Origin of the sequence: Billgrantia montanilacus, assembly GCF_003336675.1 — a bacterium.
Taxonomy (GTDB): domain Bacteria; phylum Pseudomonadota; class Gammaproteobacteria; order Pseudomonadales; family Halomonadaceae; genus Halomonas; species Halomonas montanilacus.
The window spans coordinates 360,869-379,930 of record NZ_QPII01000002.1 but is presented as its reverse complement, the minus strand read 5'-3'; the positions used below and the strand labels follow the sequence as shown (position 1 = coordinate 379,930).

The following is a 19,062-nucleotide window of genomic DNA, read 5'->3' as shown; positions in this document are numbered from 1 at the left end:
CGCGATGCATCCGATACGTCTGCTAGGCCGCTGGGTCCTGACGCTGGCGGCCATCGTGCTGGGGCTATTAGCTCTGGCGGTACTGGTGCTACGCCTGGCATTGACCCAGGTCGACGAGCTTGCACCGCGCGTTGAGCGCTTGCTCGAAGCTCGCTCGGGAGCTGTGGTCGAGCTGGCTCGCATGAAGTCCCGCCTGGCCGGGCTCGATCTCTTGCTGGAGGGCGGTGGGCTGACCGCCCGCAGTCAGCGGGGCCCCGACGGGGTGCCGCTACTGGAAGTCGAGCATGCCAGTCTGCGCTTGAACACGTCCGATACGCTCATGAACGGCTTTCTGGTGGTGGAGGATGCTCGGCTGGAGGGGCTGACGCTGCACCTCTACCAGGACGCGCAGGGTGGCTGGCACTGGCCTGACCCCGCAGACATCCCCCCCGAGCTCATGCCCAAGGGCGACTTCGACCTGGAGGCGCTGGACTTCTGGGTAGGTGTGCTGCTGCGCCAGCGTGCCTGGGCCGAGGATGTTCGCCTGGTGCTGCATGGCCAGCAGGAGCAGGTGGAGATGCATGCCCCGCGGCTTCTGCTCACCGGTGACGAGCGTCATGCCCATCTCGAAGGGGAAGTGCATCTTGAAGGCCAGGAAGAGCCTGCTCTACTGGCAGCCCTGAATGTTTTTCCGGGTCCCGGTGGCCTGCGCGACTTCAGCGCCGCCCTTCAGGCCGACATGAAGCTTGATACGCTGATCGGCCTGGTCGAGCTGCTAGCCTTTGATGACCCGCTACGGTTGGAAGAGGCTCAGGGCGATGCCCGGCTTTGGGGGCGTTGGCACCGAGGTTCGCTGGCCGATGCACGGCTGGATGTCGATGTGCCGCGACTGGCGCTGCGGCGGGGTGACGATCTTGTACTGATGGAGCCATTCAGGGCCCGCGGTCAATGGCTACGCAGTGACGATGGCTGGGAAGCCTGGTTGGAGGGCGATGCCGAGGCCACCGACTGGGCCGAACCCGAGGCGCTGGCGGCAGCACCGGGACCAGCGCTGCCGCGCTACTGGTACCTGCGGTATGGCGCCGACGACTGGTGGCTCACCACCAGCGAATTCGACCTCGCTTCGCTCGCCGCATGGCGAGAGCGGGTCCTGCTGCCCGAGGGGCTCACCCGGGTCATCGAGACGCTCGATCCCCGCGGGCTGGTTGCGGGTCTGGGTGTGGGGCGTGAAAGCGGCAGCTGGGTGGCCCGTGCCGCTGTTCACCAGGTCGCCGTCTCGGCCTGGGAGGGTGTGCCGGGCGGCGGGCCGCTGGACGCCTGGGTCGAGGCTCGGGATCTCTCCGGGCGCGTCCATTTCGTCGGCGTCGACGGCCCGGTTTTCGAGCTGCCGCAGATCTTTGCCGATCCCTTGGCGCTATCCCACGCCAGCGGGGTGATCAACTGGTCCTATGATGGGCCGCGCAGCTTCGTCAGCGGACGCCGCCTGAAGGCGGGCTGGCAAGGTGCCGAGGTGGAGGGCAGCTTTGGATTGGTGGTCGGCGGCGAGCTGCGCGGGGGCCTGGGGCTGGACCTGCATTTTCGTGACGCCGATGCCCTGGAGCGTCCCCTCATGTCCTGGTTGCCGGTCGGCGTGCTTGGCGATGAACTCGAGCAGTGGCTGGATTCCGGGGTGGCGGGCTTCGTACCCAAGGGTTCTTTCAAGCTCCACCTGCCGATGTTCAGAGAGGGGGAGCGTGTACCTCCCAGCATGGCACTGGACCTGGATATCGTGCGTGGCCGGCTGCCTTTCGCTCCCGGCTGGCCGGCCCTTGAGCAGGTCGAAGGTCGATTGCAGCTGGGTATCGAAACCCTTGACGCCGATGTCCACCATGCAGAAAGCCTCGGCGTCGAAGTGCGTCGCGGCCGCGTCACCCTTGCCGATGAGCATCTTGAGGTGAGCGGCGACCTGATGGCCGATGCCGATGCCCTGCGGCGTTATCTCGAGGCGATGCCGGTGGAGGGCATGGAACTGGTCGAGCCATGGCGAGGCGTCGGTGGCGCCACCGGTAAGCTGGACCTGAGCCTGCTTCTCGGCGAGCCCGACAGCATGGCACTGGATTTGGAGACGAACGTTGCGTTGGAACAATTGATGCACCGGGACTTCGGTGTCACGTTGCGAGACGTGAACGGTCCGCTCGCCTGGCGTCAGCGAGGCGAGGAGGAGGGAGGGCTCGAGGGGCGGCTTGAGGCACGCCTGCTGGGTGGCCCCGTGACGGCAGACATCGATACCCAGGCTGGCCGAGTCGATCTCGAAGGGGCCATCGAGGTGTCTCGCCTCCTCGAGTTGGACGCCATGCCCGACCTCGGGACACTGCTATCCGGCCGACTGCCATGGCAGGGGAGGCTGCGCATGGATGATCACCACTCGCTCCGCCTGGAGAGCGACCTGCAGGGCCTCGCCATCGACCTGCCGGCTCCGCTGGGGAAGGCTGCCGGAGAAGCGCGCTCCCTGTGGGTTGACGCCGACCTGGACAGGCACAGCGTAGCAGCCGAGCTGGGCAGCGAATTACGGATGCGCTGGAGAGACATGCCGGGCCCGGGAGGCGGGCAGGGGCAGGTCTGGCTGGGGCGTTGGCCCAGCGCCCCGGCCTGGCCCGACGGCGAGGGCTGGGATCTGGACCTCTACCAGCCCCGCCTCGATTTCCGGGAGTGGGGGGGTGTCCTGGCTTCGCTGACGAACGTCGGGGACGCGACTGCTGAAATACCTCCGCTACGTCGAGTGGGGCTGGAAACGGCCTGCCTGGTGGGAGCTGATGGCTGCCTGGGTGTGGCGACGGCGCAGGCGGCGCCTCAAGCGGGGGGAGGGTGGCGTGTGGCCATGGATTCCAGCCTGTTGATCGGCCACCTGGACTACCGGCCGGCGTTGGGCGACCCCCTCGACATTGCACTGCAGCGGTTGACCCTGGACGGACTGATACCGGCTCAACAGGAGGGCGTGGGCGCATTACTGGATGAAATCGAGACCGCAAGCGAGCCTGCACCGCTGCCTGGCTGGGTCGAACAGCTTCCGAATGGACGCCTGCGGATTGCCGATATCCAGTACCAGGGCCGCCAGATGGGGCCCTTGACCGCTCGCTGGCAGAGCGAACCTGACCGCTTGACCGTGTCGCCATTGGGCCTGACCCTGGGGCAGGTTTCGGCCCATGGCGAGGTGATCTGGGAGTCCGCGGGTCCAGGCGACAGCTTGACCCGTTCCCGGCTCTCCCTGGATGGTCGGGATCTGGGTACGGCGCTGGAGAAATTCGGGCAGCCGGTGGCCATACGCAGTGGCGAAACCCGGGTCAGAAGTCAGCTTGCCTGGCCGGGAGCGCCGTGGCAGTTCGCGCTGGCCCGCTCGCGTGGCAATATCGACGTGGAGTTGCGCGACGGGCGCTTTGTCAATCTGGCGTCGCCGACGGCCAGGCTGGTCGGCCTGCTCAACGTGGACAACCTGGTGCGCCGCCTGCGAATGGACTTTTCCGACGTGACCGGGCAGGGTACGGCTTTTGATCATGTGGTTGGTGCCGCAACCCTCTATGAAGGGGTGCTGGAGACACAGGGCCCCGTGAATATCAGCGGGCCGGCAACGACCTTCACGCTCGATGGCACCGTTGACCTGGCCAGGCGGGAACTCGACCAGCAACTGAGCGTCACAGTCCCAGTCAGCAGCAGCCTGCCCCTGGCCGCCGTTATTGCCGGCGCGCCGGTGGTGGGCGGCGCCCTGTTCATCGCCGATCGCCTATTCGGCCGCGCCATCGACCGGGTCACCCGAATTCACTATCGCGTGCGCGGTCCCTGGACCTCGCCGCAGATCACACTGGAAACCGCCGAATGACGACACGATCGCAAGCCATGCTCGATACCGCCACCGATATCCTGTTGCGTCCCGGCGGCCTCGGGCTCGAGTCGCTGGATGCCGGCCTGAGACATGTGCTCACTCCCGGTGTGGATTACGCCGACCTCTATTTCCAGCGCAGCTGGCACGAGAGCTGGGTGCTGGAGGATGGCGAGGTGAAGGAAGCCGGCTACAACATCGACGGCGGCGTAGGCGTGCGCGCCATGGCCGGCGAGAAGACCGGCTTCGCCTACTCCAACCAGATCACGGCCGATGCCCTGGCTGAGACGGGGCGTACGGCGTCTGGCATCGTGCGTAGCGGGGCTGCGCTTTCGGCGGCGCCCCGGGTGATCAGCCAGGCCAGCGTACGCTACGACGCCATCGATCCCCTCTCCGGTCTTTCGGCCGAGGAGAAGATCGCCCTGCTCAAGGAGGCCGATCGTGTGGCGCGTGCTGCCGATCCGTCGGTTTCCCAGGTCAGCGCCTCGCTTACCGGTGTGCACGAAGTCGTGCTCGTACGCGCCAGTGACGGCACCCTTGCGGCGGATATCCGGCCGCTGGTGCGATTCAACGTCAGTGTGATCGCGGTGAAGAATGGGCGTCGCGAACGCGGCAGCGCGGGTGGTGGCGGGCGCTATGCCATGGCCCGTCTGCGCGACGAGAACGTGGCCGAGCGCTATGCCCGTGAAGCCGTGCGTCAGGCCTTGGTCAACCTCGATGCGGTGGATGCCCCGGCGGGCCAGTTGCCGGTGGTTCTTGGGCCGGGCTGGCCGGGTATCCTGCTGCACGAGGCGGTGGGGCATGGGCTGGAGGGCGACTTCAATCGCAAGGGGAGCTCGGCCTTTGCCGGGCGCATGGGCCAGCGCGTCGCCTCGCCCGGTGTGACGGTGGTCGACGATGCCACCCTGGCCGATCGCCGAGGTTCCATGAGCGTGGATGACGAGGGCACGCCGGGGCAGTATACGCCGCTCATCGAGGACGGCATTCTCACCGGCTACATGCAGGACAAGCTCAACGCCAGGCTGATGGGCATGGCGCCCACCGGCAATGCTCGTCGCGAATCCTTCGCCCATATGCCGATGCCGCGCATGACCAATACCTACATGCTGGCTGGTCAGGACGAACCGGCCGATATCATCAAGAGCGTCAGACGCGGCATCTATGCCGTCAGCTTCGGCGGTGGCCAGGTGGATATTACGTCGGGCAAGTTCGTCTTCTCGGCAAGCGAAGCCTACCTGATCGAGGACGGCCGCATCACCGCGCCGGTCAAGGGCGCGACGCTGATCGGAAACGGCCCGGAGGCCATGGGGCGAGTCTCGATGATCGGCCACGACCTGGAGCTGGATACCGGTATCGGCGTCTGTGGCAAGGACGGGCAGGGGGTGCCGGTGGGCGTGGGCCAGCCGACGCTCAAGCTTGATGAACTCACTATCGGTGGGACAGCCTCCTGAAGATAGGCGGCTTGTCGGAGGCTGTTTGAGGCTCACTGTAGAAGGCTGGTCGTGCCAGGCCGAGCGCTCCAATAGAGACTTGTCTATGAGTCTTCGCTGTAGGAGCGCCGGTTCCCGTCGCGACTGGTGGCCGCAGGCCTCCCGGCGGTGTTGCCTGGGCTGCTAGAGCCCCGCCGTATCGCGGATCAGCCGGAACAGCCGACGTGAGCTGGTGGGGGGCTTGTCCTGTTCGCGCTCGCGACGAGCGTTGCGGATCAGCTGGCGCAGGGCCTGGCGGTCGACATCGGGATAGTCGGCGATGAAGGTCTCGACGGCCTCGTCGCCCTCCTCGATGAGACGGTCACGCCATTTCTCCAGGCGGTGGAAGGCCAGGTCGCGATGGCGGGATTCCTGCTCGATGGAATCGAATACCGCCTGGATGGCGTCGAGGTCCTCGCCGCGCATGAGCTTGCCGACGTACTGCATATGGCGGCGACGCCCTTCATGGGAGCGGATGCGCGAGGTCTCTTCCACCGCCGCCAACAGGTCATCGGAAAGCGGGAACCGTGACCGTTCGGCGGGGGTCATGGCGATGATCTGCTCGCCCAGCGCCTGCAGCTTGTGCATCTCGCGCTTGAGCTGGGATTTACTGGGCCGCTCGTCTGGCTGTGAAGGGACTTCCTGGGACATGCCGTTACCAACTAGTGTGATGGGTAAACAGTATCGTGAGCTTGATCGCACCCGTGGGATCAATGCGACACAGTATACCAGCCCGCCAGCGTATGGCGGGATACTGACACGTTCGAATGCCGGCCGGGCCGGTGAATGAGGGAGAGACAGATGACACAGGCTTTCGATGCCGCCGCCCAACAGCCGCTGCTGGAGTCCCGTGCCGCGCAGGCACTGGCACTGGCACGCCGCCTGGGCGCCGATGCCTGCGAAGTGGGTGCCAGCGTTGACCAGGGAATCGGCATCAGCGTACGCGAGGGTGACGTGGAAAGCGTCGAGCTGTCCCGCGACCAGGGCATCGCGGTGACCGTCTATCAGCGGGGGCGAAAGGGCAGCGCTTCCTCGACGGATGCCAGCGATGAGTCGATACGCGCGGTCGTGGAGAAAGCCATGGCCATCGCCCGTTACACCGGCGAGGATCCCGCGGCGGGGCTGGCGGATGCCGCCCTGATGGCGACGGAGTTGCCTGATCTTGACGTTCACCACCCTTGGGCGCTGACCACCGAGCAGGCCATCGACCTTGCCCTGGCCTGCGAGTCTGCCGGCCGGAGCCAGCCCGGCATACGTCAGTCTGAAGGAGCCTCGCTCTCCAGCGGCGAAGGCGTGCGGGTCTACGCCAACAGCCATGGTTTCCTGGGCAGCCAATGCGGTAGCCGCCATTCGCTTTCCTGCATGCTGATTGCCGAGGACGAGCGTGGAATGCAGCGCGACTACGACTACACCAGTGCCCGCAACCCGCAGGACCTGCTGGCACCCGACGTGGTCGGCCGGTCGGCGGCGGAGAAGACCCTGCGTCGCATGGGGTCCCGGCGGCCCGATACCGGGCGCCTGCCAGTACTGTTCGATGCCACGGTATCCAGCGGCCTGGTCGGTCACCTCATGAGTGCGATTGCCGGAGGCTCCCTTTACCGGCAGGCCTCATTTCTCTGCGACCGCCTGGGTAATGGGCTCTTTCCTGCCTGGTTCTCCCTCTACGAGCGACCCATGGAGATAGGCGGCATGGCCAGCGCGCCCTTCGACAACGATGGGGTCCAGACCCGTAACAATGTCTTCATCGACAGCGGACGCCTGGCCAGCTACATGCTGTCCGCCTATAGCGCGCGGCGCCTCGACATGCAGACCACCGGCAACGCCGGCGGTGCGCGGAACCTGCGTATCGACGCTCCGCTGGAAACCCGTGACGAACTGCTGGCGCGCATGGGCCGCGGGGTGCTCGTCACCGAGCTGATGGGGCAAGGCGTCAATGGCGTCACCGGCGATTATTCCCGGGGCGCCGCCGGCTTCTGGGTGGAAAACGGGGAAATCCAGTATCCGGTGGAAGAGTTCACCATTGCCTCCAACCTGGAAGCGATGTTCAGGGGGCTGGCCGCCGTCGGTAGCGATATCGACACCCGTGGCAGCATCCACTCCGGCAGCTGGCTGATCGACGAGATGACCATCGCCGGCGGTTGAGGGGGCATCGGAGACGCAGTTGGACCATCCGAAGAGTGCAGTGTCTGTGTGAGTCTGCCGAGCGTGCGTCGCTGAGATTAGCGGCACACGTTCAGGCATCCTCCTCGAAGCGGGCATCGAACAGGGTTTCCAGCGCATCGAGTACGCGCTCGGCGTCTTCGCCCTCGGCTCTTACTGTCAGCTCGGTGCCGCACGGGGCACCCAGCATCAGCAGTGACATGATATTACAGGCGTCGGCATCCTGGTCGCCACGGCTGACGGTGACGCGTGCCTGGAAGGGTTGGCAGCACTGAACCAGCTTGGTGGCCGCCCGGGCATGAAGGCCGCGCTTGTTGGTCAGTATGAGCTTGCGGCTGGCCACACTCAGGACTCCTTGCTTTCAGGCGATTCCGGTGTGGCCTGCGTGGAAGGGGAGACTGGCGTATGGATACCGAGCTCGCGATGTCGCAGGCGGACGTCGGGCTGCCGTTGAGCCAGGTGGTGTGCCAGCCGTTCGGCCAGATAAACCGAACGGTGTTGCCCCCCGGTACAGCCGATGGCGACGGTAAGGTAACTCCGATGGCTGCTGCGATAGGCGGGGAGCCAGCGCTCGATCCAGCCGATGATGTCATCGAGCATCTCGCCGACCAGCGGATACTGCTCAAGAAAGGCAACGATACTGGGGTCGCGGCCGGTGGCGGAGCGCAGGCGCGGGTCCCAATAGGGGTTTGGCAGGCAGCGCGCGTCGAAGACGATATCGGCATCCAGCGGTACGCCCCCCTTGAAGCCGAAGGACTCCACAGTAAGCGTCAACTGGTCGGGCCTGTGACTGGCGACTTGATCGGTGATACGACCGCGCAGGTCGTGGACCGAAAGCCGTGAGGTGTCGATGATCAGGTCCGCCAGGTTGCGAATATCGCTGAGGGTGGCGTCTTCTGAATCGATTGCCTCTCCCAGTGTCATGTCGCTACCGCGGGTCATCGGGTGGCGGCGTCGCGTGGCCGAGTATCGCTCGATCAGGATGCGGGCGTCAGTGGTGAGGTAGATGACCTGGCAATCGATCTTTCGCGTTCGAAGCTCTTCAAGCAGCCGCGGAAAGCGCTCCAGTGCATGGGGCAGGTTGCGGGAGTCGATGCTCACGGCGATGGAGGACTGCCCAGATGGGCCGCTGGGAAGTTCCTCCACCAGCGACCCCAGCAGCATCGCCGGGAAGTTGTCGATGGCGTAGTAACCCAGGTCTTCGAGCGCCTGCAGCGCGATCGACTTGCCGGAGCCGGAACGGCCACTGATGATCACGAGCTGCATGCGGGTCTCCTGGTTGGCTGGCCGGGCGGCCCGGGGAGTGTGTCAGGACGGCGTCTGTCGTCGAATCGCTTCGAGAAGTCGCTCGTGGAGCTCTCGCTGGCTGGTACTCTTGCGTAGCCCCATTCGCGTGTCGACGTCGTTCATCACGCTGGCGACCTGGCTGAGTAGTGCCAGGTGTGTATCGTCGGCCTCTTCCGGTACCAGCAGCACGAAGATCAGGTCGACCGGCTCACCGTCGATGGCATCGAAATCGATGGGTTCCGCCAGCTTCAGGAATGCCGCAACCGGGCTATTGCAGTGGGGGCTCCGGGCATGCGGGATGGCCACGCCATTGCCGATGCCCGTGCTGCCCAGGCGCTCCCGCCCGATGAGACGGGCAAAGACTTCCTGGCTGTCGAGGCTCGGCGTGTTCTGGGCGATGAAGGTGCTGAAGAACTCCAGCACCCTCTTTTTGCTGCCACCGGGCACGTCGAACAGGGCGCGCTCCGGGGGCAGAATGGTTTCCAGTGTCATGGCAATCAGCGAATGCCGGCGCCTTGGGCGCGGGCCTGGGCCTTTTCCTTGTGTTTGACCAGTTGCCGATCGAGCTTGTCGGTCAGTGCGTCAATAGCGGCGTACATGTCGGAATCCGTGGCCTCGGCATGAAGGTCTGCGCCGGCGGCATGAAGCGTGCAGGCGGCCAGTTGGCGCTCCTTCTCTACCGAGAGCGTGACCTGGACGTTGGTGATGTTGTCATAGTGGCGCTGCACGCGGGTCAGTTTTTCGCTGACATAGTCACGCAGGGCATCGGTCAGTTCAACATGGTGGCCGGTAATATTGACTTGCATGACAAGCTCCTTCGTCCTTCGAATGGTGCTTCGATTGTAACCCTTTTTAGGGCCCTGCAAACCCCTCCCTTGCCGGTTTCCTGCAGGGGGGTAGCCAGGGGTATCGAGTCAGCGGAATCGCTTGCGGTCGCTGGAAGAGGGTATGCCCAATGCTTCCCGGTATTTGGCGACGGTTCGACGCGCAACGCGGATGCCATCCTCGGCCAGCAGGTCGACCAGGCGACTGTCCGACAGCGGCTTGCGCGGCGGCTCATCCTGAACCAGCTTACGGATCCTGGCGCGAATCGCCGTGCTGGAATAGGCGTCGCCTTCGCCTTCGCCACCCCCGACATGGCTGGAGAAGAAGAATTTGAGCTCGAACACGCCGCGCGGTGTGTGGATGAACTTCTGGGTCGTGACGCGGGAGATGGTCGACTCGTGCATGTCCACGGCCTGGGCAATATCGGCCAGGATCAGTGGGCGCATGGCTTCTTCCCCCTGCTCGAGAAAGTCGATCTGGCGGGCCATGATCTCGCGGCCCACCCGCAGCAGGGTGTCGTTACGGCTGGCCAGGCTCTTCATCAGCCAGCGGGCCTCCTGGAGGTGATCCTTGAGGAACTGGTTGTCATGGCTCTTGTCGGCGCGGCGTACCAGGGCTACGTAGTCGGGCTGGATGCGCAGCCTGGGCAGGGCATCGGCATTGAGCTCGACGCGCCAGCCGCGCTCGTCATGGCGGGCGAGCAGGTCGGGGGTGATGTAATTGCCACCCACCTCGGCGAACTCGCTGCCCGGGCGTGGGTCCAGCGAGCGAATCAGGCCGATCACCTCCTCCAGGGCCTCATCGTCCAGGCCCAGGCGGCGCTTGAGCAGCCTTCGATCATCGCCGGCCAGGGCTTCGAGAAACTGGCGCACAAGGCGTCGCGCCTGTGGCAGTAGCGGGGTGTCGTCGGGTAGTGCCGCGAGCTGAAGCATCAGGCATTCGCGCAGATCCCGGGCAAAGACGCCGGTGGGTTCGAATTGCTGCAGGCGCAGCAGTACCTGTTCGACCTCCCGAGTCGGCAGGCCCTCCAGGCCCTGCTGTCGCAGCCCGTCGCGGATCTCTTCCAGCGGCTGCGCCAGGTAGCCGGTGCCGTCCACGGCATCGATCAGGCTCTCGGCAATCTGGCGCTGGCGCTCGCTCAGGTCGGTCATCGCCAGTTGCCAGATCAAGTGGCTGGCAAGGCTCTGGCCGGCGGCCTGGCGCTCGAAATCGGGCCCTTCGCCGCTGCCGGAGCTGGTGCCATGATCGGGATAGGTATCCGTCCAGTCGCTGTCAGTGGAAAGCTCGGAAGGAATTTCGCTGGCCCAGTCGTCGTCTTGGGTCTCCTCGGCGGTCTGTTCGCCGAAGCCGTCGTCAAGCTCCAGCATGGGGTTGGCTTCCAGGGCCTGCTGGATTTCCTGACGCAGATCGAGTGTCGATAGCTGCAGCAGTGCGATCGCCTGCTGTAGCTGGGGAGTCATGGTCAGTTGGGTGCCGACACGGAGTTGCAAGGATGCTTTCATGGCCATGAGAATAGGGGCTCATTTGCCGAAAAAAACCACCCTAGCCCGCTGCGGATTGACTTGCAAGTGCTTTGTTTGCAATAAGCATGCCATGCGCAATTTTCATGCCGCGTGAGCGTATAATTATTGACAACAAGCGGTTGTGGTGCCCTCGTTCGAGTCTATTACAAACGAAAGTCCTCGCCCAGATAGACTTCACGCACCCTGCGATTGGCCAGAATGGCATCGGCGTCGCCTTCGGCGATGATCTGTCCGTCTCCGACGATGTAGGCGGTATTGCAGATGTCGAGGGTCTCGCGAACGTTGTGGTCGGTAATCAGGACCCCGATGTCGCGCGCCTTCAGTTGGCGGATGATGCCCTTGATTTCACCGACCGAAATGGGGTCGACGCCGGCGAAAGGCTCATCGAGCAGGATGAAGGCGGGCTCGGTGGCCAGGGCCCTGGCGATCTCGACCCTCCGCCGCTCGCCACCCGACAGGCTCATGCCGAGATTGTCGCGAATATGGGTGACGTGGAAGTCTTCCAGTAGCTCCTCGAGACGGGCATGGCGGCTGCGCCGGTCCAGATCCTTGCGCGTCTCGAGAATCGCCATGATGTTATCCGCCACCGAAAGCTTGCGGAAGATCGAGGCCTCCTGAGGGAGATAGCCGATGCCGGCGTGAGCACGCTCATGCATGGCCGATCCGGTCAGGTCAAGGTCGTCGATATGCACTTGCCCGGCGTCGGCGCGGACAAGGCCGACGATCATGTAGAAGGAGGTGGTCTTGCCGGCGCCGTTGGGGCCGAGCAGGCCAACGATGCTGCCCTGCTCAATGGTGAGGCTGATGTCGTGCACCACGCGGCGACGCTTGTAACTCTTGGCCAGATGGGTGGCTCGCAGGGTCTTCATTGGCACATCAGCGCTCCGGTTGCAGGGTCATGCGAATCCGCTGGCGACCTTCGACCCCTTCGCTCTCTGCACGCGCCTGAACCACTCGGCGATCGAGGAAATATTCGAGATAGCCGCCATCGAAGGTGTCGCCACGCTGATGCAGCTCGGCTTGGTCGATCAGCTCTACCCGGCGTTCGGCGACATGATAGATGATGGTCCTTCCCCAGCCTCGCACCACGGGCTCGTCGGGCTCGGGCTGCTGTTCGATATAGGCGCGTTCGCCGGTAGCGGTGGCGCGAGTCAACTCGCCGGCCTGGTTGCGGCGGATCTCCACTCGGTCGCCGGTCAGCTGCATGGTGCCCTGGCGAATGTCCACGTCGCCGGTATAGACGGCGGTGCCGGCAGTGTCATCGAGGTCGAGCCGGTCGGCTTCCACCTCAATGGGCTGATCGGCGTCGCGCTGCTGGGCCATGGCCGCGCCGCCTCCCCATGCCATGCCAGCCAGTGCCAGGGTGAGCAGGATTCGGGCGGTCGGGAACTTGTATCGCTTCATGGCGTGACATCCTCTGGGTTGACGGCGTCGGCCTGGCCCCGCTGGGCGCCCTCCGGGGGGTGGTGGCCGCGCACATTGTCGGTCAATCGTGCACGATTGTCATGGACCCAGGCATCGAAGCGGTCTCCACGGATGTGTTGGGGCGGCTGCTGGAGCAGCGCCGGAGTGTCACTCCAGGCGTGTCCGACATCGGCGTCGAAGTGCAGGATATCGGTGTCGAGCTGCCAGCGCTCTTCCGGGGCAAGCAGGCGGGCGTTGCCGGTCAGCGTCAGCGGGTTGCCTCCGGGACCGAGTCGTCCTTCGTCGCCACTGGCGATCCAGTCCCGCCCCTCCCGGTCGATCATGTGGGCAATCGGGGTCACCGCACGGGTGACGTCATCGTGAGGGGTGTGCACCAGGCGCGGGCTATCCAGGCGCTGGTGTGCCCGTCCCTGGGCGTCGAACCGCGTCAGCCTGGCCTCTTCGAGGTAGTAGTCCGGCTCCCCGGCCTCGTCGGTGGGTACAGGGCCGGGAGTGGGAGTCTGCCAAGGGGCCATCCATGACAGCAGTGCGCCGAGGCCAAGCAGGATCAGCAGCAGCCAGAATCGAAACGGGGGGCGGGGCAATTGCTTGAATGTCATGCGGTCAGTGCTGGACGTGAAGATAGGTGTCGACCAATGCGTCCCGGTGACCCTGGGCTTCGAGCAGGGTGTCGCAGATCTCGCGAACGGCGCCGTGGCCACCGCTTCGTACGGTGATCCAGTCGGCCAGGGTGTGAATATAGCTGGGCGCCCCTGGGACGGTGATCCCGATGCCGGCGCGCTGGATGGCGGCCAGGTCGGGGAGATCGTCGCCGCAGTAGGCGACCTGCTCCAGGGAGAGGTTCTTGCGGCGACAGAGTTCCCTCAGGGTGGCCAGCTTGTCTTCGCAACCCTGGAAGACGTGGTCGATGCCCAGCGCCGCGGCGCGATGGCTGACCATGGGCGACTCACGGCCCGTCAGCAGGGCAACCTGGAGCCCGGCGCGGCGCAGCAGCTTGATACCCAGCCCGTCCTGGGTGTGGAATGCCTTGATCTCCACGCCGTCGGCCTGGAAGTAGAGGCGACCATCGGTCAGTACGCCATCGACGTCGAGGGCCAGCAGCCGGATCTTGCGCAGGCGGTCGAGGAGGCGGGGGTCGTTGATCGGGGTTGCCAGAGCCATGGGCTCTCCTTGTGGTTCAATAATGTCAGAGTTTCAAAAGGTCACAGGCTCGAAGAATCAAGGGTTCAAAGGATCGTCAGATCACGCCGCTACGCAGTAGATCGTGCATGTGCAGGGCGCCGACCGGGTGCCCCTCGGTGTCGACTACGGCCAGGGCCGTGATCAGGTTGTCCTCCATGACGCGCACAGCCTCGGCGGCCAGGAGGTCGGGAGCGATACGCTTGCCGGGACGGGTCATCACGTCATCGACGGTCAGTTGGCTCAGGTCGTTATGCTGGTCCAGGGTGCGACGCAGATCGCCGTCGGTATAGACACCGATCAGGTGATTCTGCTCATCGACGACGCAGGTGAAGCCGAGCCCCTGGCGTGATATCTCCAGCAGGGCATCTCGCAGCGGGCTGCCCAGCGGTACGCTCGGCAATCGCGTGCCTTGATGCATGAGATCGGCAACCCGCAGCAGGAGCCGCTTGCCCAGGCTTCCACCCGGGTGGGAGCGGGCGAAGTCCTCGGCGGTAAAGCCGCGTGCTTCCAGCAGGGCGACGGCCAGTGCGTCTCCCAGGGCGAGTGCCGCAGTGGTCGAGGCGGTGGGGGCCAGGTCCAGGGGGCAGGCTTCCCGGGCGACACCGGCGTCGAGATGGGCGTCGGCATGGCGCGCCAGGGTTGAATCGGAGCGCCCCGTCATGCTGATGAGCGGTGTGCCCAGGCGCTTGAGCAGCGGCAGGATGGCGGTGACTTCGCCGGTTTCGCCGGAGTTCGATAGGGCCAGCACCACGTCGCCAGGGGTAATCATGCCGAGATCACCATGGCTGGCCTCGCCGGGGTGGACGAAAAAGGCGGGCGTGCCGGTGCTGGCCAGGGTGGCCGCGATCTTGCCGGCAATATGGCCGGACTTGCCCATGCCGGTGACGACGACCCGACCCTGACAGGCAAGCATCAGCTCGCAGGCGTGATCGAAATGGCTATCCAGACGGTCGGCAAGCGCGGCGATGGCCTGCTGTTCGACCTCCAGGGTGCGGCGCGCGCTGTTCCGCAGTGGCGATTCACCATCGGCAGGTTCGACAGGCTGGGAGTAGGAGGTGTCATTGGTCATGGCGATGATTGTTGCCCGTTGTGGCGTTTCACTCAAGGACTGCCGTTGCCGGCCAGCGCCAACCAGCCCAGATAGGCGAGATAGATCGCCAGCAACAAGCCGCCAGGCAGTCGTTGGATGCGACCATGGCGCTGCCATAGTAATAGCATGGCCATGGCCAGGGTCAGTAGCAGCATGACGGGATAGTCCCGGCTGGCCGCTGCGGCATCGACTGGTCCGGGCGCGAGCAGTGCCGGAATGGGTAGCACCGCCAGCAGGTTGAAGAGATTCGAACCGATGATGTTGCCGATAGCCAGGTCATGGTGTCCCTTGAGTGCGCTGGCTACGCAGGCGGCGAGTTCCGGCAGGCTGGTGCCGATGGCCACGACGGTGAGGCCGATGACCAGTTCGCTGACGCCCATGCCCTGTGCCAGTTCGCTGGCGCCCCATACCAGCGCTCGGGAGCTGAGCGTGAGCAGCAGTAGCGTGCCAACCAGCCAGCAGAGCGCACGTAGCAGTGGCATGTCGGGAATATTGTCGGCCGGCACGGTGTCCGGGGTGTCGGCGCGCACCAGCCACCACAGGCTGAAGATCAGCAGCAGGGCGAGGAGCAGGGCGTCGAAGCGGCCCAGGATGCCATTGGCCAGGGCATATCCCGCCATACCGGTGGCGCCCAGCAGCAGGGGCAGTTCGCGTCGCACCAGGGAGAAGGGGACGGGGACCGGCCGCACCAGGGCAGTGACACCGAGTACCAGGCCGATATTGGCGATATTCGAACCCAGGGCGTTACCGGTGGCGAGGTCGGGAACCCCATCCAGAGCGGCGATGACAGCCACCACCATTTCCGGTGCCGAGGTGCCCAGCGCCACCACCGTCATGCCGATCAGCAGCGTACTCAGCCCGCTGCGGCGGGCGGTGGCCGCCGCAGCGCCGACGAAGCGATCGGCACTCCAGACCAGTCCGATGAGCCCGAAGGCGACCATGAGTAGGGGTATCAGCATGAGCGGAGAAGGGCCGAGGGGTTCAGGAGGCGCATATTAGACGTGTTGAGGGGCTGTTGTGCAAGTGCAACCGGAGCTGGGCTGGCGCCCTGCGACCCAGTTAGGATACGATGTTCGATAATTTTTTCGATGGACGTCTCGAAATGACCGATTCCCCCTTCGTGGTGGTGGAGGGTCTGCATTTTGCACGAGGGGAGAAAGACATCTTCCGTGGCGTGGAGCTGCAGATCCCGCGGGGCAAGATCACTGCCATCCTGGGCCCCAGTGGCACGGGCAAGACGACCTTGCTCAAGCTGATCGGCGGACAGCTTGTTCCTGATGCGGGCCGCGTCACGATCGAGGGCGAGGATGTGCATGCCCTGTCGCGCAAGGCGCTGTTCCGCTTGCGGCGGCGTATGGGCATGCTGTTCCAGAGCGGTGCGCTCTTCTCCGACCTCAGCGTATTTGAAAACGTGGCCTTTCCCCTGCGGGTGCATACCGATCTGCCCGAGGCGATGATCCGTGACGTGGTGCTGATGAAATTAGAGGCAGTCGGATTGCGCGGCGCGCGTGAACTGATGCCGTCCGAGCTCTCGGGGGGCATGGCCCGCCGTGTCGCCCTGGCCCGAGCCATTGCCCTGGACCCCGAGCTGATACTCTACGATGAGCCCTTCGTGGGTCAGGACCCGATCTCCAAGGGCGTCCTGGTACAGCTGATCAAGCGACTCAACGATGCGCTGGGCCTCACCGCCATCGTGGTATCGCACGATATCAAGGAGACACTGTCCATTGCCGACTATGTCTACGTGATCTCCGACGGCCGGGTCATGGCCCACGGCACGCCGGACTCGCTGGATGTCGACGAGGATCCGCGAGTCAGCCAGTTCGTCCATGGCGAGCCAGACGGTCCGGTTCCTTTCCACTATCCGGCGTCCGATTTCTTCAGCGACATCCTCAACATGGAGAAGCGTCCATGATCGGGCGAATCGTGATCCTGGGACGCCGTGGTTGCGAAGTGCTCGAAGCTCTGGGTCGGGCGGGGCAGTTCCTGGCCCAGTCGGCCGTTGGCGTGCCATCGCGGGAGGGCTGGTACCTGTGGCTGCGGCAGGTGCATTTCGTCGGCGTGCTGTCGCTGGCCATCGTGCTGGTCTCAGGGCTCTTCATCGGCATGGTGCTGGCGCTGCAGGGGTACACCCTGCTGGTCGACTTCGGCGCCGAGCAGGCGCTGGGGCAGATGGTGGCGCTGTCGTTGCTGCGTGAGCTATCTCCGGTGGTTGCCGCGCTGCTGTTTGCCGGCCGTGCCGGTTCGGCGTTGACCGCCGAGATCGGCCTGATGAAAGCCACCGAACAGCTCACCAGCATGGAGATGATTGGCGTCGACCCGCTGCGGCGGATAGTGGCCCCCAGGCTGTGGGCCGGTTTCGTGGCGCTGCCAGTGTTGACCATCGGCTTCAGTGTCGTCGGCATCTATGGCGGTTACCTGGTCGGTGTCGAGTGGCTCGGGGTCTTCGAGGGCTCCTACTGGAGCAACATGCAGTCCAGCGTCGACTTCATTGGCGACGTGGGCAACGGCATGGTCAAGAGCCTTGTCTTCGCCCTGGTGGTCACCTGGATTGCGGTGTTTCAGGGCTATGACCTGGTGCCTACCTCGGAAGGCATTTCCCGCGCTACCACGCGTACGGTGGTTTACTCCTCGCTGGCGGTGCTCGGCCTGGATTTCGTGCTCACCGCGCTGATGTTTGGAGGATTTTCCTGATGACGGGAAGGCTTGTTTCGATGTTCGGAGAGACGGAATGAAGCGCAGCAAGACGATGGAGCTGGGTGTTGGTCTTTTCATGCTGGCGGGCATCCTCGGGCTCTTGTTCCTGGGGATGCGTGTCAGTGGCATGGCCTTCACCACGCCGGACGACACCTTCCGGCTCGAGGCCAATTTCGCCAATATCGGCAGCCTCAAGCCGCGCGCCCGGGTCACCATGGCTGGCGTGACCGTGGGACGGGTCACCGCCATCGAGCTCGATACCGACTGGTACGATGCCCGCGTGGTGCTGGAACTCAATGGCGAGCTCGAGGGCGAGCTTTCCCGTGATACGACCGCTGCTATTCTCACTGCCGGCCTGCTCGGCGAGCAGTATATCGGGCTCACGGTGGGGGGGGATCCGGACACCCTTGCCGATGGCGATACCATCCGCGATACCCAGTCCGCCATGGTGCTGGAAGAACTCATACAGCAATTCGTGTCCAATATGGTCAGCGACTAGAGGCCTTGCCTCGCGTCACCCAATCATCGTTTCGTTAGAGGTCAACCCATGACAGGTCAACCCAAGACACTCATGTCTCGCTCCCACACTCTCCTTCGTCTGCTGGTGGTCGGGTTGTACCTGGCTCTGTTTTCCCTTTCGGCCAAGGCCGAGCCGGAGCGGAGCCCGGAGCAGGTGATCCGCGATAGCATCAACGAGATGATGGGACAGATTGAGGGTCGGGAAGACCACTTTGCGGCTAACGTCGATGAGCTCAAGAGACTGGTCGACGAGAGCTTGGACGAGATTGCCGATTTTCGCTATATCGGGGCAAGCGTGATGGGGCGCTACTTCCAGAACGCCACGCCCCAGCAGCGCTCCCGTTTCGTCAATACCTTCCGCCAGACGCTGATCGACACCTATACCAAGGGTCTCGTCACCTTCGACTATCGCGAGCTGCGGGTGCTGGAGAGCCAGCGGGCGCCGCGCCACGAGGATCAGGCGAGCGTGGCCATGGAGGTGGTCGCGGTCGATGGCACCGTTTACCCTGTCAGCTACACCTTGCGCCTCTCGGATGGTCAGTGGAAGGTGGTCAATGTCATCGTCAATGGCATCAACCTGGGGCTGACGTTCCGGAATCAGTTCGACCAGGCCATGCGTGATCACAATCGCGATTTCGACGCCGTTATAGACACCTGGTCGCCGGAGCTGGCTGCCGATGAGCTCGAAGAAGGTGGCAGTGAATGAGCCTGCTGCTCGATCGCGGCGGTGTCCGTCTCGAGGCCAGTCCCGCCAGGCTGGCCGTGACTGGCGACGTCGATTTCGACATGGCAGCTCAGCTTGCCGATGCCGGTAGCGTCTGGCTTGACGAGCAGTCTGCCGGCTCCCGGATGGAGCTGGACTTGCACGGTGTCGAGCGAGTCAGCAGTGCGGCCCTCAGCGTGTTGCTGGAGTGGACCCGGCGCGCTCGAGTGGCCGGTATCCAGATTGATGCGGTACGCCTCTCCGAACCCCTGCTCAGGTTGACCAGGGTTGCCGGCCTCGATGCCCTGCTTCCGGTTGCCGAAACGCCTTCCTCTTGAGTTCTGCCCTGC

The 19,062-nt window shown here is 64.6% G+C and carries 20 protein-coding genes; 8 read left to right on the top strand and 12 right to left on the bottom strand.

Annotation, left to right across the window (positions count from 1 at the left end):
* The first annotated feature begins 4 nt into the window (after positions 1-4).
* Entirely contained in the window at positions 5-3,832 is a 3,828-nt protein-coding gene (locus DU505_RS04395; protein ID WP_114477774.1) for a YhdP family phospholipid transporter, read from the top strand.
* On the top strand, positions 3,829-5,283 hold the full coding sequence (gene tldD, locus DU505_RS04390) for a metalloprotease TldD (protein WP_114477773.1): 1,455 nt from the start codon (positions 3,829-3,831) through the stop codon (positions 5,281-5,283). Before DU505_RS04395 ends, tldD begins: the two co-directional genes overlap by 4 nt.
* A 162-nt stretch (positions 5,284-5,445) precedes the next feature.
* Here the strand turns inward: tldD and yjgA are convergent, their stop codons facing one another.
* Positions 5,446-5,952 (bottom strand): ribosome biogenesis factor YjgA, encoded by a 507-nt coding sequence (gene yjgA, locus DU505_RS04385; protein ID WP_114477772.1) that lies wholly within the window; start codon positions 5,950-5,952, stop codon positions 5,446-5,448.
* A 150-nt stretch (positions 5,953-6,102) separates the two neighbouring features.
* Here yjgA and pmbA point away from each other — a divergent pair, with 150 nt between their 5' ends.
* Positions 6,103-7,443 carry a metalloprotease PmbA gene (pmbA, locus tag DU505_RS04380; protein ID WP_114477771.1) on the top strand — a complete coding sequence of 447 codons (1,341 nt, stop codon included), beginning with the start codon at positions 6,103-6,105 and terminating at the stop codon, positions 7,441-7,443.
* Between the two features lie 91 nt (positions 7,444-7,534).
* On the opposite strand, the gene DU505_RS04375 is transcribed toward pmbA, so the two are convergent.
* From DU505_RS04375 to DU505_RS04325, 11 genes are all read right to left on the bottom strand, one after another.
* Positions 7,535-7,804 carry an HPr family phosphocarrier protein gene (locus tag DU505_RS04375; protein WP_114477770.1) on the bottom strand — a complete coding sequence of 90 codons (270 nt, stop codon included), beginning with the start codon at positions 7,802-7,804 and terminating at the stop codon, positions 7,535-7,537.
* A gap of 2 nt (positions 7,805-7,806) precedes the next feature.
* The gene (gene rapZ / locus DU505_RS04370; protein WP_114477769.1) at positions 7,807-8,727 is read right to left on the bottom strand and encodes an RNase adapter RapZ; all 921 of its coding nucleotides are present in this window, start codon (positions 8,725-8,727) and stop codon (positions 7,807-7,809) included.
* Between the two features lie 42 nt (positions 8,728-8,769).
* Entirely contained in the window at positions 8,770-9,240 is a 471-nt protein-coding gene (gene ptsN / locus DU505_RS04365) for a PTS IIA-like nitrogen regulatory protein PtsN (RefSeq protein WP_114477768.1), read from the bottom strand.
* A 5-nt stretch (positions 9,241-9,245) separates the two neighbouring features.
* Positions 9,246-9,554 (bottom strand): ribosome hibernation-promoting factor, HPF/YfiA family, encoded by a 309-nt coding sequence (gene hpf, locus DU505_RS04360; RefSeq protein WP_114477767.1) that lies wholly within the window; start codon positions 9,552-9,554, stop codon positions 9,246-9,248.
* Positions 9,555-9,662: 108 nt separating this feature from the next.
* A complete protein-coding gene (locus tag DU505_RS04355; protein WP_114477766.1) occupies positions 9,663-11,081 on the bottom strand; it encodes an RNA polymerase factor sigma-54 in 1,419 nt (472 codons plus the stop codon).
* Between the two features lie 158 nt (positions 11,082-11,239).
* Positions 11,240-11,965 carry an LPS export ABC transporter ATP-binding protein gene (gene lptB, locus DU505_RS04350; protein WP_114477765.1) on the bottom strand — a complete coding sequence of 242 codons (726 nt, stop codon included), beginning with the start codon at positions 11,963-11,965 and terminating at the stop codon, positions 11,240-11,242.
* A 7-nt stretch (positions 11,966-11,972) separates the two neighbouring features.
* Positions 11,973-12,500, bottom strand: a complete 528-nt coding sequence (gene lptA, locus DU505_RS04345) for a lipopolysaccharide transport periplasmic protein LptA (protein WP_114477764.1) — start codon at positions 12,498-12,500, stop codon at positions 11,973-11,975.
* Positions 12,497-13,120, bottom strand: a complete 624-nt coding sequence (gene lptC, locus DU505_RS04340; RefSeq protein ID WP_114477763.1) for an LPS export ABC transporter periplasmic protein LptC — start codon at positions 13,118-13,120, stop codon at positions 12,497-12,499. Before lptC ends, lptA begins: the two co-directional genes overlap by 4 nt.
* Positions 13,121-13,124: 4 nt before the next feature.
* Entirely contained in the window at positions 13,125-13,682 is a 558-nt protein-coding gene (locus DU505_RS04335) for a KdsC family phosphatase (RefSeq protein ID WP_114477762.1), read from the bottom strand.
* A 76-nt stretch (positions 13,683-13,758) separates the two neighbouring features.
* On the bottom strand, positions 13,759-14,772 hold the full coding sequence (locus DU505_RS04330; protein ID WP_114477761.1) for a KpsF/GutQ family sugar-phosphate isomerase: 1,014 nt from the start codon (positions 14,770-14,772) through the stop codon (positions 13,759-13,761).
* 32 nt (positions 14,773-14,804) lie between these two features.
* On the bottom strand, positions 14,805-15,752 hold the full coding sequence (locus DU505_RS04325; protein ID WP_114477760.1) for a calcium/sodium antiporter: 948 nt from the start codon (positions 15,750-15,752) through the stop codon (positions 14,805-14,807).
* 143 nt (positions 15,753-15,895) lie between these two features.
* On the opposite strand from DU505_RS04325, the gene DU505_RS04320 reads away from it, so the two are divergent.
* From DU505_RS04320 to DU505_RS04300, 5 genes are read left to right on the top strand one after another with little or no spacing between them, the layout of a single operon-like run.
* Entirely contained in the window at positions 15,896-16,708 is an 813-nt protein-coding gene (locus DU505_RS04320) for an ABC transporter ATP-binding protein (protein WP_114477959.1), read from the top strand.
* Positions 16,705-17,487 carry a lipid asymmetry maintenance ABC transporter permease subunit MlaE gene (gene mlaE, locus DU505_RS04315; protein ID WP_114477759.1) on the top strand — a complete coding sequence of 261 codons (783 nt, stop codon included), beginning with the start codon at positions 16,705-16,707 and terminating at the stop codon, positions 17,485-17,487. Before DU505_RS04320 ends, mlaE begins: the two co-directional genes overlap by 4 nt.
* 37 nt (positions 17,488-17,524) lie before the next feature.
* Complete coding sequence (gene mlaD / locus DU505_RS04310; protein WP_114477758.1) at positions 17,525-17,989, top strand: outer membrane lipid asymmetry maintenance protein MlaD; 465 nt, start codon at positions 17,525-17,527, stop codon at positions 17,987-17,989.
* A 48-nt stretch (positions 17,990-18,037) separates the two neighbouring features.
* The gene (locus tag DU505_RS04305) at positions 18,038-18,715 is read left to right on the top strand and encodes an MlaC/ttg2D family ABC transporter substrate-binding protein (RefSeq protein WP_245947765.1); all 678 of its coding nucleotides are present in this window, start codon (positions 18,038-18,040) and stop codon (positions 18,713-18,715) included.
* Entirely contained in the window at positions 18,712-19,050 is a 339-nt protein-coding gene (locus DU505_RS04300; RefSeq protein WP_114477756.1) for an STAS domain-containing protein, read from the top strand. The genes DU505_RS04305 and DU505_RS04300 overlap by 4 nt, the downstream gene beginning before the upstream one ends.
* Positions 19,051-19,062: the final 12 nt, after the last annotated feature.